The sequence below is a fragment of the Streptomyces sp. NPDC006012 genome (assembly GCF_042871185.1).
Taxonomy (GTDB): Bacteria; Actinomycetota; Actinomycetes; order Streptomycetales; family Streptomycetaceae; genus Streptomyces.
Map to the genome: position 1 here is coordinate 53,288 of NZ_JBIAIE010000024.1, position 14,083 is coordinate 67,370.

General features: G+C 71.7%; 12 protein-coding genes and 1 tRNA gene. 8 read left to right on the forward strand and 5 right to left on the reverse strand.

What is annotated here, in order from left to right; translation table 11 throughout:
* The first annotated feature begins 14 nt into the window (after positions 1-14).
* Positions 15-524: a hypothetical protein gene (locus ACFYPJ_RS30670; protein WP_389024157.1), complete on the forward strand. Its 510-nt coding sequence runs from the start codon at positions 15-17 to the stop codon at positions 522-524.
* A 361-nt stretch (positions 525-885) separates the two neighbouring features.
* Here the strand turns inward: ACFYPJ_RS30670 and ACFYPJ_RS30675 are convergent.
* Both ACFYPJ_RS30675 and ACFYPJ_RS30680 read right to left on the reverse strand, forming a co-directional pair.
* Positions 886-972 (reverse strand) — tRNA-Ser (locus ACFYPJ_RS30675).
* 58 nt (positions 973-1,030) lie between these two features.
* Positions 1,031-2,521 carry a S1C family serine protease gene (locus tag ACFYPJ_RS30680; protein WP_389024160.1) on the reverse strand — a complete coding sequence of 497 codons (1,491 nt, stop codon included), beginning with the start codon at positions 2,519-2,521 and terminating at the stop codon, positions 1,031-1,033.
* 289 nt (positions 2,522-2,810) lie between these two features.
* On the opposite strand from ACFYPJ_RS30680, the gene ACFYPJ_RS30685 reads away from it, so the two are divergent.
* From ACFYPJ_RS30685 to ACFYPJ_RS30695, 3 genes are all read left to right on the forward strand, one after another.
* Positions 2,811-3,638, forward strand: coding sequence for a glycerophosphodiester phosphodiesterase (locus tag ACFYPJ_RS30685; RefSeq protein WP_389024163.1), 828 nt, complete (start codon positions 2,811-2,813; stop codon positions 3,636-3,638).
* Between the two features lie 188 nt (positions 3,639-3,826).
* The gene (locus ACFYPJ_RS30690) at positions 3,827-4,465 is read left to right on the forward strand and encodes an ATP-binding protein (protein WP_389024166.1); all 639 of its coding nucleotides are present in this window, start codon (positions 3,827-3,829) and stop codon (positions 4,463-4,465) included.
* 397 nt (positions 4,466-4,862) lie between these two features.
* Positions 4,863-5,852, forward strand: coding sequence for a DUF5926 family protein (locus ACFYPJ_RS30695; protein WP_389024174.1), 990 nt, complete (start codon positions 4,863-4,865; stop codon positions 5,850-5,852).
* Between the two features lie 244 nt (positions 5,853-6,096).
* Here the strand turns inward: ACFYPJ_RS30695 and ACFYPJ_RS30700 are convergent, their stop codons facing one another.
* Both ACFYPJ_RS30700 and ACFYPJ_RS30705 read right to left on the reverse strand, forming a co-directional pair.
* Entirely contained in the window at positions 6,097-6,702 is a 606-nt protein-coding gene (locus tag ACFYPJ_RS30700; RefSeq protein ID WP_389024177.1) for a hypothetical protein, read from the reverse strand.
* Between the two features lie 55 nt (positions 6,703-6,757).
* Entirely contained in the window at positions 6,758-7,423 is a 666-nt protein-coding gene (locus ACFYPJ_RS30705) for a bifunctional DNA primase/polymerase (RefSeq protein ID WP_389024180.1), read from the reverse strand.
* A 636-nt stretch (positions 7,424-8,059) separates the two neighbouring features.
* Here ACFYPJ_RS30705 and ACFYPJ_RS30710 point away from each other — a divergent pair.
* From ACFYPJ_RS30710 to ACFYPJ_RS30720, 3 genes are all read left to right on the forward strand, one after another.
* Entirely contained in the window at positions 8,060-9,472 is a 1,413-nt protein-coding gene (locus tag ACFYPJ_RS30710) for a PP2C family protein-serine/threonine phosphatase (protein ID WP_389024183.1), read from the forward strand.
* A 430-nt stretch (positions 9,473-9,902) separates the two neighbouring features.
* A complete protein-coding gene (locus ACFYPJ_RS30715) occupies positions 9,903-11,369 on the forward strand; it encodes an aminopeptidase P family protein (protein WP_389024186.1) in 1,467 nt (488 codons plus the stop codon).
* A gap of 78 nt (positions 11,370-11,447) precedes the next feature.
* Positions 11,448-12,293 carry an aminotransferase class I/II-fold pyridoxal phosphate-dependent enzyme gene (locus ACFYPJ_RS30720; protein ID WP_389024189.1) on the forward strand — a complete coding sequence of 282 codons (846 nt, stop codon included), beginning with the start codon at positions 11,448-11,450 and terminating at the stop codon, positions 12,291-12,293.
* 116 nt (positions 12,294-12,409) lie between these two features.
* Here the strand turns inward: ACFYPJ_RS30720 and ACFYPJ_RS30725 are convergent, their stop codons facing one another.
* Positions 12,410-12,850: an ATP-binding protein gene (locus tag ACFYPJ_RS30725; protein ID WP_389024192.1), complete on the reverse strand. Its 441-nt coding sequence runs from the start codon at positions 12,848-12,850 to the stop codon at positions 12,410-12,412.
* 183 nt (positions 12,851-13,033) lie between these two features.
* Here ACFYPJ_RS30725 and ACFYPJ_RS30730 point away from each other — a divergent pair, with 183 nt between their 5' ends.
* Entirely contained in the window at positions 13,034-13,963 is a 930-nt protein-coding gene (locus ACFYPJ_RS30730; protein ID WP_389024195.1) for a hypothetical protein, read from the forward strand.
* Positions 13,964-14,083: the final 120 nt, after the last annotated feature.

Consider the following 14,083-nt stretch of genomic DNA (forward strand, 5'->3'; position numbering starts at 1 on the left):
CGAGGACCACTCCCATGACCGCTGTTCCCACCGGCCCCGACTCGACCATGGACGCCATCGGCCGGGCCGTCGCCGAAGGACGAGCCGGAGACATCGCCACTGCCCGCCAGAAACTCCTGGACCTCTGGTCCACGATCGGCGTCACCGGCGATCCGCTGCACCGCTGCACCCTCGCGCACCACTTGGCAGACCTCTACGAAGACTCCGCCCAGGCCCTGGCCTGGGACGTCCGGGCCCTGGACGCTGCCGATGCCCTGACCGATCAACGCGTGCAGGAGCATCACGCCGGTCTTCGGATCGCCGGCTTCTATCCGTCCCTGCACCTCAACCTCGCCGACAACTACCGGCGGCTCGGATCCTTCGACGCTGCGGCCGAACACATCAACGCGGCCCAAGAGCATGCCCCGAACCTGCCACAGGATGCTTACGGCGCCTTGCTGCGTACCGCCATCGAGCAGGTGGCCGAAGCCATCACCCAGCGGGACACCGCCAAGCGAGCCTCTGCCCCAGGACAGCCTGCATGACGCACAAGCGCACGCCCCTCACCATCAAGAGGCAGCGGGGTATCGAAGTTCCTGCCGAAGACCGAGATCGATCGACGGCAGAGCAGCATTGATCATCATCTCGGTCGTAGGACCGTGCTCCCGAGCTACGGTGCCGTGGTGAGCCGTTCTGCCGGCACCTCGGACGTCAGATCGTCCCGCCCCGGTTCACGCCACGGTCCCAGGAACGGCAGAAGCAATCGGGACCCAACAGGTTGCGTGCTCCTGCCGAGCCCGATCCTGCGGGAAACCGAGGCGAACCGCGGTCACTCTTGGACGTCACGCAGCAGCACGGCCCCCGACCGAATCACCTGGTCGGGGGCCGTTCTCACTGCTCGGAGTGCGGAGGCGGTGGGATTTGAACCCACGGTGACATCGCTGCCACGACGGTTTTCAAGACCGTTCCCTTCGGCCGCTCGGGCACGCCTCCCCGCGCCGTGCTGTCGTCGGCGCGGGGACAAGACTAACCGGTCGGCAGGTGCGCCGGGTCAGCTGTCGCCGTTGCGGGAGCCGAGGGTCAGCTGCGCGGTGCGCTCCTGGCCGCCTCGCTTGTAGGTGACGGTGACCTTGTCGCCGGGCTTGTGGGTCCAGATCTCGCCGATCAGGGTCGGGCCGCTGTCGATCACCGTTTCGTCGAGCTTGGTGATGACATCGCCGGGCTTGAGGCCCGCCTTGGCCGCGGGACCGTCCGACTCGACCGCCGCGGAGCCGGAGACGCCCTGCTCGGTGATCGTCGCGCCGTTGGTGCTGTCCTCCAGGGAGACGGACGCGCCGATCTTCGCGTAGACCGGCTTGCCGGTCGCGATCAGTTGCTGGGCGACGTACTTGGCCTGGTTGATCGGGATGGCGAAGCCCAGGCCGATCGAGCCGGACTGGCTGGAGCCGCCCAGCCCGCCGCCGCCGGTGGACTGGATCGCGGAGTTGATGCCGATGACCGCGCCGCCGGCGTCCAGCAGCGGGCCGCCGGAGTTGCCCGGGTTGATGGACGCGTCGGTCTGCAGGGCGCTCATGTAGGACGCCGCGCTGCCGGAGCTGCCGTCACTGGAGGCGACCGGGCGGTTCTTGGCACTGATGATGCCGGTCGTCACCGTGTTGGACAGCCCGAAGGGGGCGCCGATCGCGATCGTCTCGTCGCCTACGGCCACCCTGTCGGAGTCGCCGAGGGCAAGCGGCTGGAGGTCGGACGGAGCGTTCTTGAGCTTGATGACGGCGACGTCGTAGCCCTGCGCGTGGCCGACGACCTCGGCGTCGTACTTCTTTCCGCTCGGGAACGTGGCGGTCAGCTTGCCGCCTTCGACGGCGTCCGCCACCACGTGGTTGTTGGTGATGATGTGGCCCTGCTTGTCGAAGACGAACCCGGTGCCGGTGCCGCCCTGGCCGTTGGTCCCCTCCGACTCGATGGTGACCGTGCTGGGCAGCGCCCTGGCCGCGATGCCCGCGATGGTGCCGGGGGAGCGCTTGACCTGCGAGGCGGTGCCGCCGTCGGAGGCCGAGACGGTGGTGGAGCCGCTCTCGTCGTTGTTCTTGGCCAGGGTGTAGCCCAGGCCGCCGCCCAGTCCTCCCGCGACCAGCGCGGCCACCAGGACCGCGGCGACCAGCCCGCCGCGCCCGTTGCCGCGCGGATTGGGGGCGGGCTGCTGGTACGAGGCTCCCCAGGAGCCGGCGCCCGCGCCGCCGTCCGCGTAGCCGCCGTCCGCGTAGGAAGGGGTGACCGGGGGCGGGGCCGGCCAGGAAGCGTCCGGGGCGGGACCGGGGGCCGGGGCGGGGTTGGACGCCGACGTGCCGTCCGACGGGCCCGGGGCGGACGGCGCGGCGGATTCCGGAGCGCCGGGGGTGCCCGGGGGCACCGGCGGGATCGGGGCCGTCGGTTCGCTCTCCTCGGACGAGGCTGCCTGCGGGGAAGCAGCGGGAGATGCCACCGGCACGGGAGGTGCGGACGGGGCCGGAGGTACCGTAGTGCCCTCGTTCTCGGTGCTCACAGCTTCTTCTCCTCGGTCCACGGCTGTTGTTCTCGGTCGCACTCGGTCACGCACGTTCAGGATGGTTCACGGTCCGGCGCGATTCAGCTGTGCATGTGCTTTTGTCTGACGTCAGCTTTTCCCACGGGACGTCAGAGCACCATAAGCGGTCGCTGTGGGTCCGAGGCCAACCTTTATATAGGGCTTTTCTGACAAAACTTCCATTCATGAGCGAAGTCACTTCCGACGTTCGCTTCACGTACGCGCCCGGGCCGCCACGCGTACCTCCACACGATGGCACCATGACGCGGTGACCCACGCACCACAGCACGACGTCCAGGTCGTCGCCCACCGAGGGGCCTCCGAGGACGCCCCCGAGCACACTCTCGCCGCCTACAAGAAGGCGATCGAGGACGGCGCGGACGCCCTTGAATGCGACGTGCGGCTGACCGCGGACGGCCACCTCGTCTGCGTCCACGACCGGCGTGTCAACCGCACGTCCAACGGGCGCGGGGCGGTGTCCGCCCTGGAGCTGGCCGAACTCGCCGCTCTGGACTTCGGCTCCCGGAAGACCCGCGAGACCTGGCGCGGCCGGGACGAGGAGCCCGACTGGGAGTTCCGTCCGGAGGATCGCGCGGACACCTCCGTACTCACCCTGGAGCGGCTGTTGGAGCTGGTCACGGGCGCCGGCCGGCGGGTCGAGCTGGCCATCGAGACGAAGCACCCCACCCGTTGGGCCGGACAGGTGGAGGAGCGGCTGCTGGCGCTCCTGAAGCGGTTCGGACTCGACGCCCCGGCCGGCACCGCGCACCCCCAGGTACGGATCATGAGCTTCTCGGCGCGCTCGCTGCACCGGGTGCGGGCGGCCTCTCCCACGTTGCCGACGGTGTACCTGATGCAGTTCGTCTCGCCCCGGCTGCGGGACGGGCGGCTGCCCGCCGGGGTCCGGATCGCGGGCCCGTCGATCCGGATCGTACGCAACCACCCGGCGTACATCGAGCGGCTGAAGCGGGCCGGTCACCAGGTGCACGTGTGGACCGTCAACGAGCCCGAGGACGTCGACCTCTGCGTCGGACTGGGCGTCGACGCCATCATCACCAACCGTCCCCGCACGGTCCTGCGCCAGCTCGGGCGGTGACACCGGCTTCACAGGCAATGCCCACTGTGATGTAAAGAGCCCAGTAAGACCGGTTCACCCCCCTTGACCCCATCCGCATGCCTGAAGCATGCTCCCTTCTCGGCTAGAGCATTGAAATCAAGCCACGCCCTTACGACTCCGTCACGGGGAGTGCTCCGGCGCGTTCGTTCTGTGTTCGATCGTTGCGAATGCGTCGCTGGACGCGGATTGGCCGGTTTCCGGTACAGGCCAATGGGGCATCCACACCGTGGCGTGGGGCGAAGGAGGTCTCGGGGGTGGCGTTGGTGGTGGCACAGGAGGTGCCCACGTCGTCGAGCATGGCCGTACCCCATGGCCCTGCGGGCGTGGGGAAAGCGAGACATCGGATGCGTGATCAGTTGCGCAACGGTGGCGTATCAGAATCGGTCATCGACGATGCCGTACTGATCCTGTCAGAACTTTTGAGCAATGCCTGCAAGCACGGGCGTCCACTTGGCGACGCCCCGGCCGGTGACGGGGATGTCCGCGCCGCGTGGTCGGTGGACCAGCGCGGCAGGCTCATCGTCGAGGTGACGGACGGAGGCGGTCCGACCCGCCCGGCGCCGGCCACCCCGTCGGTCACCGCGCACGGCGGTCGCGGGCTGAACATCATCACGGCGCTGGCCGACGACTGGGGTGTCCGGGACGACACCGCGGGCGAGGTCACCGTGTGGGTCGTCGTCCACGTGGACGTGCACGATCCGGATGCCGGGCACCGCAGGGACGACTTCGGCGCGCGGGTCCCGGCACCGGCCGGCTCCGTGCTTCCCGACCTCGGGTTCGCGGACGCCTTCGACGACGCGGACTGACGGCCCGGACCCCGACGGCCCGCTTCCCGACGGCCCGAAACCGTCCGGTCGCTTCCCGACGGCCCGTTCCCGACGGCTCGCCTCCAGGGTGCGCGTCCCCGATCGTCGGCCCCGGTCGGCGGCAGCGACGACGCTGCCGCCGAGCAGGGCGGCCCGTCGGGGAAGCGGTGGGAGTCCTCGCCCGAGCGGAGCGACTCATCGGGACGTGCGGGCCGGCCGTCGGGCGGCTCGCCGCGGGGCGCCGCGCAAGGGCACCGCCCCGGCGTACGCCTCGTCGTCCACACGGACCGCCCGCGTCGTCCACAGGAGCCGCGTCATCCACAGGTCCCGGTCGGGCTCCGCGGGAGCGGCTAGGCTCCGCCCGTACGAGATGAGCCGTAACCGGGAGACAGCCACCATGGCCAAAAAGCGACCCCAGACGAAGGCCAAGCACCCGCAGACCGCGGGTGGTGTCGGTGCCGTAGGCGCTGACGGGCAGGTTCCGGTTGTCGGCGCCCGCGAGCCCTGCCCCTGCGGCAGCGGCCGTCGCTACAAGGCGTGCCACGGCCGGGCCGCCGCGCACGCCGCGACCGAGCTGGTACAGCGCCCCTTCGAGGGCCTGCCGAGCGAGGGCGACTGGGTGGCGCTGCGCGAGCTGGTGCCCGCCGCCACCGCGGAGCTGACCCTGAAGGACGAGCTGCCCGAGGACGTTCCTTCGGTGACCCTCGCCACGGTGCTCCCCATGGCCTGGCCGGCCCTGCGCCGCGACGACGGCACGGTCCTGCTGGGCCTGCAGAACGACACGTCGTCCGGCGACATCAGCCGCGACCTCGCCGACACCCTCCAGCGGGCCCTCGTCGCCGAACCGGGCACGCCCGTCCAGGGCCGCCGCGCGCCGGCCGACGGCCCGCGTCTCCAGGACCTCCTCGCCCCCGAGGGTGCCTTCGAGCCAGTTGTGCACAGCGGCTTCGAGTTCTGGGTGCCGGACGCGGAGAACGCCGCCCCGGACGTGGTCTCCTCCCTGGAGCGGGCCAACGCCGCGGCCGTCCCCACGGTGAAGCTGACCGGCGTGGACTGCGCGTACTGGTGCGAGACCACGGAGAAGAACCACCTGCGCTGGGTCATGCCGTACCCGGAGGAGGCGCTTCTGGACGCTCTCGCCCGGCTGCACGCGGCGGGCCGCTCGGGTCTCGGCGAGGGGACACGCCTCGTCGGGTCCTTCCGCGCCCACGGCCTCACCGTGCCGGTGTGGGACCTGCCGAGCTCGGTCTCGGCCGACGACGTGGAGAAGCCGGCCGCCGAGTTCGCCGGGCGGCTGACCGCCGCCCTGGCCGCCGACGCGCCGCTCACCCCCGACGAGCGACGCGCGCGCGGAGGTCTGACCAACCGACAGGTCACGCTCAGCTGACGCACAGACTCCGCACGGGGTACGCCCGGCCGGCCGGTCAGTCGTGCCCCGTGCCACCGCATCAGGTGACTCCTGTCACAACTCCCCGAAATGACAGGGAAATCGGTGTCCGAATAGCCGAGACGGAATTTGCGAACCGCCGATCTCTTGTTACCGTTCGAGTAGCCCGGTTGCTGGTGCATCCCCCGTCGCCAGCAACCGGGCCTTTTCATGCCGGCCGCCTTGTACGGAACGTGACCGTCAGTCAACTGCCGTCAGACGGCTCGGAGTTGCTTCCCGAACGCAGCAGCAGTGGCCCCCGGCCCTCGCGGGTGGAGAACTCGGTGACCGCGCTGTAGCTGTCCGGGCCGCCCCGGATGGACTCGCGCGGTGTCTCACACGTGCCGGGCGCGTCGTCGGCTCCCACCAGGCATCGCGTGCGCACAGTACGGTCGCCGGGCGCCATCAGGGTGAGCACGGACTCCAGTGCCGACCCGGTGGCATTGCGGTAATAGGTGCGCGCCCAGGTGTCCGCGCCCTGTGTCAGGACACAGGTCTGGGCCTCGATGCCGTCGGGTGAGGAGAGTTCGGGCCCGCAGCGGGCGGCCGTGGCAAGGCCCAGGCCGAGCCGCAGCGGCGAGGAACTGCCGGACGCGCCGGGCGGGACGGGTGACGCCTTCTCGTCATCGCCCGCGTCACCGTGCACACGCTCGTACGAGAGGTCGTACGGCGCATCACGGGTGGCCTCGTGCACGGCACGGCGTACGGCTGCTGCGCCCTTCTCGCCTACGGGACCCGCGGACGCCACGGCCAGCGGCAGCGCCAGCGCGCAGGCCGCGACGCCCGCCAGGGCGAGCAGACGAACGTTCATGTGCGGACGATAACGAGCGGGAACGGGGCCCCTGTTCCGCGCGCGCCCGACACCCCTACAACTCGGGCGCGCTCACACCCGTACGAGTGAGCGCGTCGACCGCCGCGTCCACCACGGCCTCCACGTCGGGCACCCAGGGCGCGGCCGAGCCGGGCAGCGGGGCGCGCTCCCAGCGGACGGCGCCCTGACCGGTCTCGGAGGGAGGCAGCGCGAGGTAGCCGCCCTCGCCGTGGAAGCGCAGGGAGCCGGGGACGAAGTCCTTGGCGTAGAGCAGTTCGCCCAGTTGCTCCATGGAGTACGGCCGCACGAGCAGGGCCCACCGGGTGGGTGAGGCGACCACCGGGCCGAGCCGCATGCCCCGGCGGTCGAGTGCGTCGAGGGCGCGGGCCGCCGCGAGGGCGGGCAGGCTGACCGCGCAGGGCGCGCTGCCCCCGGTGGCGAGGACGATGGGCGCACCCGGCCGGTTGGTCCACCACCAGCGCACCATGCGCTCGTCGGTGGTGGCCGCGAGGAGGCCGGGGTCGAAGGGGTGCGCACCGGGCACCGTGCACTCGGGGTCGGGACATGCGCAGCGGGCCCGGCCCTGCGGGTCCGGGGCCACGCCCGGGAGCACCGGCCACTGCCACTCCGCAGCGAAGGTGAGAGCCGCGCCGATCAGGTCAGGCCCCCCGCCGTTCCGCCTGGACAGGAGCCTGCGTCGCCTTTTGAGGATCTCGCGCATGAGCGCTCGTTCCTTTCCGTTGCACCGCTGGCAACACCGTGGGACCACATCACATCATGTGTCGATCATTTCACTGTGCGTACCTGTTGGCGCATCACGCCCCTGCTCCGGGCAAGGGGCCCCAAGGGGTCGAGCGTTGGCCGTTTCCGCGTCTCTACTGCACTGCGTCTGCCAAAACACGGCCGCGGCGGGGGTGGCGAAGTGTGGCGTTTCGCCGTCCCGCGCATTGTTCTCCGCCTCGCCACGGGAGGATGGGGCACGGTCGTCGGTGGTTAAGACGCCCGGGTCGGCCGCCAGGTTCCGGGCGGCCCCCAACCGCCCCTGGCTTTCTCCGAGTACGTACCCATCACGACCGTTGTGACGCTCCGTGGAGCAAACCCAGTCGACCGCAATGAACCGTTACCCGAGGCAGTTTCAGGCCAACTTCACTGTAGCGCAAGAGGTCCGGTGGAAACGCGCAACGGGCCCACGGACACCAGGAATCCCCGCAGGACAATGCTGGACATCTCATCACGAGTGCGTGTACATGTGGAGACATTGCTAGCTACGCAGAATGACATGGGGGTTTGCGATGCTATTGAGCAATACGCGCCGGTCTGAATGCCGGGCGCCATGAGCGCCTCGCACCCTCCGAAAGTGGCTGGAATCGACTCTTCGATCGCCACATCCGCACACACTGTCGCGCCCGCACCAGCCGCTCCGAGTACGCCCCTCGTGACGAAGACCACTGTCCCGGACGTCCCGGCACCGGGCACCCTCCTCCAGGACCGGCTGGCCGGCTGGGTCTCCGACCTCACCACCCTCCACGAACTCACCGAACGCCTGGCCCGCACCGACTCGCTCGACCCCGCGCTCCAGGAACTGCTGAGCGCCGGAGCCGCCCTTGTGGGCGCCCGGCGCGGTCTGTTCGTCCTGGAGCCCGACGACGGTCTCGGTCCCTGCCGGACGGTCGGCCTGGGCCTCGCCGTGTCCGATCTCGGACACATCGAGACCGTGCCCCGCTGCGCCCTGCCCTACGGCAAGCTCCTCGACACGGCCGCCGGGCTGCCCGGCGGCGACGGCGAGATCGTCCACTCCGACCTGTTCGCCGAGGACGGCCTCGACCCGCGCCACCGCGAGGTGGCCGTCCGCCTCGGCTACGCCGCCAGCTACTCCCTGCCGCTGTCCACCAAGGACGCGGGGCGGCTCGGCGCGGCCGTCTGGTTCTACGACGAACCGGCCGAGCCCAACGAGCGGCAGCGCCACCTCGCCGGCCTGTACGTGCGCTACGCCACCGAACACCTCGCCCGGCTGCTGGAACTGGAACGCACGCGCGCGTGCATGGCGACCGTCGCCGAGGAACTGCTCCCCTCCCGGCTGCCCCGGGTGGCCGGCGTGCAGCTCGCCGCCCGGCACCGCAGCGGCCCGCGCGGCGGCGGCGACTGGTACGACGCGCTGCCGCTGCCGGACGCCGCGCTCGGCCTCGCGGTCGGCTCGGTCACCGGCTGCGGGCCGAGCGCGGTCGCCGCGATGGGCCGGCTGCGCGCGTCCCTGCGGGCCTACGCCGTGATGGAGGGCGAGGACCCGGTCGCCGTCCTGTCCGACCTCGAACTGCTGCTGCGGCTGACCGAGCCCGCCCGCTCCGCCACCGCGCTGTTCGCCTACTGCGAACCCGCGCTGCGCAAGGTCACGCTGGCCGGCGCCGGTCACAACCCGCCGCTGCTGATCGGCGAGCGGCGCACCGAGTTCGCGGAGACCTCCGTGTCCGCGCCGCTCGGGATGCTCGCCTGCTGGGAGGCGCCGAGCGTGGAGATCCAGGCAGAGGCTGGAGAGACGGTTCTGCTCTACACCGACGGGCTGCTGCGCCGCACCGGCGACCCCATGGACCGCGCTTTCGCCCGGTTGCACGCGGCGGGCGCCACCGCCCCTCGCACGCTGCGCCGCGACCCCGACGCCCTCGCCGACCACGTACTGCGGGCCATGCTCCCGGAGGGGCCGGACGGGCCGGGCGCAGCGGATGCGACGGACAGCGAGGAGGACGTCGTCCTGCTGGCGGCGCGCTTCGAGTGACGTCTGTACGCCGGGGATGCGTATCGGGCGGCCGCTGCCCGCGTCGGCGGGCGGTGCGCTTCGGGCGGCCGCTGTCCGCACGGGCGGTACGCGCCGATCGAACGGTGCGCGGTGCGCGCCGGCCTCCGGCGCCCGTCGGCGGCGGGCGTGGGCCGAGCCGTGCGCGGGCCGCGTGACCCGGCCGGACAGAGCCGCCGGACGCGGGACGCGTGCCCGGGCCGGACCGGGCACAAGCGGCCGGCGTGACAGCACCGGGCACCGGCGGATGACGTAACGGCGCCGGCCCCAAGCGGGTCGCATGACCAGGCATAACAGGTCTTCCCACCCGGGGGCCGACCCGGTGCGACCGTACGATGATGGGGATCCCCCCTGCTCGTGCGGAGCCCAGAGCGCCGAGCGCCCGGGGAGGATCCGTGCCATATCGAGGAGGATGACCGTGGCCGACGAACTCAACCCGGAGACCCCGGAGACTGAGTCGGAGGAGCCGATCAAGCAACGCAAGAACGGCCTGTACCCGGGCGTTTCTGATGAACTGGCCGAGAACATGAAGTCCGGCTGGGCCGATACGGAGCTGCGCGACCTGAAGCCGGCGGAGCAGGCCGAGCACGCCGCGCGCCGCCGCGCCGCGCTGTCCGCCCGCTTCCCCGGCGAGCGCCTGGTGATCCCGGCGGGCAACCTGAAGGTGCGCTCGAACGACACGGACTACCCCTTCCGGGCCTCCGTCGAGTACGCGTACCTCACCGGGGACCAGACCGAGGACGGCGTACTCGTCCTGGAGCCGACCACCGACGGCCACCAGGAGACGATCTACCTGCTGCCCCGCTCCGACCGGGAGAACGGCGAGTTCTGGCTCTCCGGCCAGGGTGAGCTGTGGGTCGGCCGCCGCCACTCGCTGACCGAGTCCGCGGCGCTGTATGGCATCCCGGCCGCGGACGTCCGCGAGCTGGCCGACGCGCTGCGCGAGGCCACCGGGCCGGTCCGCGTCGTACGCGGGTACGACGCGGAGATCGAGGCCGCCCTCACCGACAAGGTCACCGCCGAGCGCGACGACGAGCTGCGGGTCTTCCTCTCCGAGGCGCGGCTGGTCAAGGACGAGTGGGAGATCGGCGAGCTGCAGAAGGCGGTCGACTCGACCGTGCACGGCTTCGAGGACGTCGTGAAGGTCCTCGACCGGGCCGAGGCGACCAGCGAGCGCTACATCGAGGGCACCTTCTTCCTTCGCGCGCGCGTAGAGGGCAACGACGTCGGGTACGGCTCCATCTGCGCCGCGGGACCGCACGCGTGCACGCTGCACTGGGTCCGCAACGACGGTCCGGTCCGCTCCGGCGACCTGCTCCTGCTGGACGCGGGCGTCGAGACCCACACGCTGTACACCGCGGACGTCACCCGCACGCTGCCGGTGAGCGGCACGTACAGCGAGCTCCAGAAGAAGATCTACGACGCGGTGTACGAGGCCCAGGAAGCCGGCATCGCGGCCGTGCGGCCCGGCGCCAAGTACCGGGACTTCCACGACGCCGCCCAGCGGGTGCTCACCGAGCGGCTCGTCGAGTGGGGCCTGGTCGAGGGCCCGGTCGAGCGGGTCCTGGAGCTGGGTCTGCAGCGCCGCTGGACGCTGCACGGCACCGGTCACATGCTCGGCCTGGACGTCCACGACTGCGCGGCCGCGCGGACCGAGACGTACGTGGACGGCGTGCTGGAGCCCGGCATGGTGCTGACGGTCGAGCCCGGCCTGTACTTCCAGAGCGACGACCTGTCCGTGCCCGAGGAGTACCGCGGCATCGGCGTCCGCATCGAGGACGACATCCTGGTCACCGAGGACGGCAACCGGAACCTCAGCGCCGGGCTGCCCCGCCGGTCGGACGAGGTCGAGGCGTGGATGGCCGCGCTGAAGGGCTGACGTCGTGGTGAATGGCCGGGTACCACCGGGTACTCGGCCATTTCAGGTGTGCGGACCGAGGGGACGCCAAGGGGGATCGTGGACGACGTCTGGACGGGTGTCGGGGTCGATCCGCGCCTCGCACCGGAGACGGCGGACGGCCGCCGGGCCGGCCTGCAGCGGATCCTCCGGGACGCCGTACGGGACGGCCGGCTGACGCCGGGCACACGGTTGCCCGCGACCCGGCAGCTCGCGACGGAGCTGGGCATCTCACGGGGCACCGCGAAGGCGGCCTACGACCAGTTCCCCACCGGGGCGACGCTGCACCCCGAGCGGCGCCGGGCGCTCGGCGACTGGGCACGCGCGCGTGGCGGACTGATCGTCGAGGACGACTACGACGGGGAGTTCCGCCACGACCGCCAGCCGGTCGGCGCGCTCCAGGGCATGGCCCCGCATCAGGTCGTCTACCTGGGCACCGCCTCCAAGACGCTGGGCCCGGGACTGCGGCTGGGCTGGATGGTGCTGCCGCCGCACCTGGTGGACGCGGTCGCCGACGTCAAGCTGCACAGCGACCACCACACCGAGTCCCTGGGCCAGTTGGCGCTGGCCGACCTGATCGACAGCCAGGGCTACGACCGGCACGTACGGGCGGGCCGGCTCTGCTACCGGCGCCGCCGGGACCGGCTCCTGGACCGGATGGGCGCCGACCGCCGGGTGAGTGGGATCGCCGCCGGCCTGCACGCCCTGGTGGAGGTCGGTGACGAGGCGGAGGTCCGGGCCCGGGCCGAGGCGGCGGGGCTGGCCCTGGGCTGCCTGGGCGACCACTGGCACGCGCCCGGCGGCAGAGGACGGCCGCAGGGACTCGTCGTCGGGTACGGAACGCCGCAGGAACGGGTTTATCCACAGGCTCTGGAAGTCCTGGCCGAGGTGCTGGACGGCGACTGAGGCGACGACTGTCGTGAAGGCAGCGGTCACTGACGCGACGGTCGCAGAAGAAGCAGTCAACGGAGGCGGAGGTCGCGCAGGCAGTGGTCGCACCGCGGCTTCCTGCGTCGTGGAGGCTAGACCGCAATCAGCGGAGCGTCCTTCGTCCACTTGAGCATCTTGTCGAAGCTCACCACCGTGCCGCCCCGGCCCGGCTTGTTGCCGATGTGGACGTGATCGGTGAGTTCCCTGATCAGACACAGTCCGCGGCCGTGTTCCGCATCCACCCGCGCGGGCCGTATGGCCGGGGGATGCGCGAAGCCCGGCCCGGAGTCGGTCACCTCGATCCGGCACTTCTCGCCGTCCAGATGGACGGTCACCCGGTACGCCCCCGACGCGCCGCGCGCGCCGCCCCCGTGTTCCACGGCGTTCGCGCAGGCCTCGCTGAGGGCGACGGACAGATCGTAGGAGATCTCCGGGTCCACGCCCGCCGTCTCCATGGCGCCGAGGAGCAACCGTCTCGCGAGGGGAACGCTCGCGGCATCACGGCGCAGATGGAGTGACCACCAGATGCTCATGCTCCAGCCTCCTGGCCGCGGCTCGACATACCGTTACCTATTGCCGCGCGCGCCCCGGTGTAAGCACACCGTTGACGTGACGCCGCCCATACGGGGGATGTACTCAGACAGGAATCGGTGTATGGAGAGAGTTTCGTACCTGCCGTAGGACACGGGTGGGTCCGGTGGGATGATGAGCGCGCCATGTCTGCCCCCCAGCCGCGCACGGCGCGCTCCGGACACCGACTCCGGATCCTGCGGGCCGCGGTCTTCGCCGCGGTCTGCGTCGTGCTGGCCGCGGCCGGGCACGCCCTGGCCTCCTGCGCCTCCGTCCCGCTGTGGACGCTGGGCATCGGCTTCCTCGGCTTGCTGGTGCTCGTGGTGCCGCTCACCGGGCGGGAGCGCTCGCTGCCGGGTATCGCCGGCCTGCTCGCGTTCGGCCAGATCCTGCTGCACGCGCTGTTCGGGCTGGGGCAACACGGTATGACCGCCATGTCGTCCGGCGCGGTGCCGTCGGGTTCCATGGGCGCGACGGGTTCGATGGGGTCGATGGGCGCCATGGACTCGATGAGCGGAACGACCGACGCCACCCTGGTCGAACAGGCCGCGCGGCTCGTCTGCGGCGCGGGCGCCGCGGCGATCTCCCCCGCCCACGCCTACCGGATCCTGACGGACGCCCACCTGATCACCGGCTCCTCCGGTCCGGTCTCCGGCTCCGCCGGCCTGAACGCGGCCCACCACGCGGCCGCCGCCACCGGATCCGTCGGTTCGGCCGCCGCCATCTCCTCCTCGGGTTCCCTCGGCGCGCTGCTGCCGTCGCTGCCGATGCTGCTCGGCCACGTCCTCACCGCGATCGTCGCCGGCTGGCTGCTGCGCCACGGCGACCTGGCCCTGCTGCGCCTGGTGGAGCTGTCGACGCACGGGGTCGCCGAGGCGGCGCTCGTACGGTCCCTGCGCGGGGCGCTCGCGCTGGCCCGCGCGCTGCGCGGCGGCCTCACGGCCGAACGGGATCCCGGCCCGCGGCTGCGGCGCAGCCTCCCGCACGACGCGCCCGCCCCGCTCACCACCACGCTCCAGCACACGGTGGTCCGGCGCGGTCCCCCGGCCGCGCTCCCGCTCGTTCTCGCCGCCTGACGCGACGCGACCCCTGCTCCACCGAGGTCCGGCCGACCAGGATCCAGTCACTGCAATCCAGTCACTGGGATCCGGCCACCGGGATCCGGCAGGGGAAGGCCGCCGCGTCCCGCGGCACGC

Excerpts from the sequence above, each read along its gene's own strand:
- ACFYPJ_RS30670 (WP_389024157.1), top strand. The coding sequence starts at position 15 with ATGACCGCTGTTCCCACCGGCCCCGACTCGACCATGGACGCCATCGGC.
- ACFYPJ_RS30690 (WP_389024166.1), top strand. The coding sequence starts at position 3,827 with ATGCGTCGCTGGACGCGGATTGGCCGGTTTCCGGTACAGGCCAATGGG.
- ACFYPJ_RS30695 (WP_389024174.1), top strand. The coding sequence starts at position 4,863 with ATGGCCAAAAAGCGACCCCAGACGAAGGCCAAGCACCCGCAGACCGCG.
- ACFYPJ_RS30700 (WP_389024177.1), bottom strand. The coding sequence starts at position 6,702 with ATGAACGTTCGTCTGCTCGCCCTGGCGGGCGTCGCGGCCTGCGCGCTG.
- ACFYPJ_RS30705 (WP_389024180.1), bottom strand. The coding sequence starts at position 7,423 with ATGCGCGAGATCCTCAAAAGGCGACGCAGGCTCCTGTCCAGGCGGAAC.
- ACFYPJ_RS30715 (WP_389024186.1), top strand. The coding sequence starts at position 9,903 with ATGACCGTGGCCGACGAACTCAACCCGGAGACCCCGGAGACTGAGTCG.
- ACFYPJ_RS30725 (WP_389024192.1), bottom strand. The coding sequence starts at position 12,850 with ATGAGCATCTGGTGGTCACTCCATCTGCGCCGTGATGCCGCGAGCGTT.
- ACFYPJ_RS30730 (WP_389024195.1), top strand. The coding sequence starts at position 13,034 with ATGTCTGCCCCCCAGCCGCGCACGGCGCGCTCCGGACACCGACTCCGG.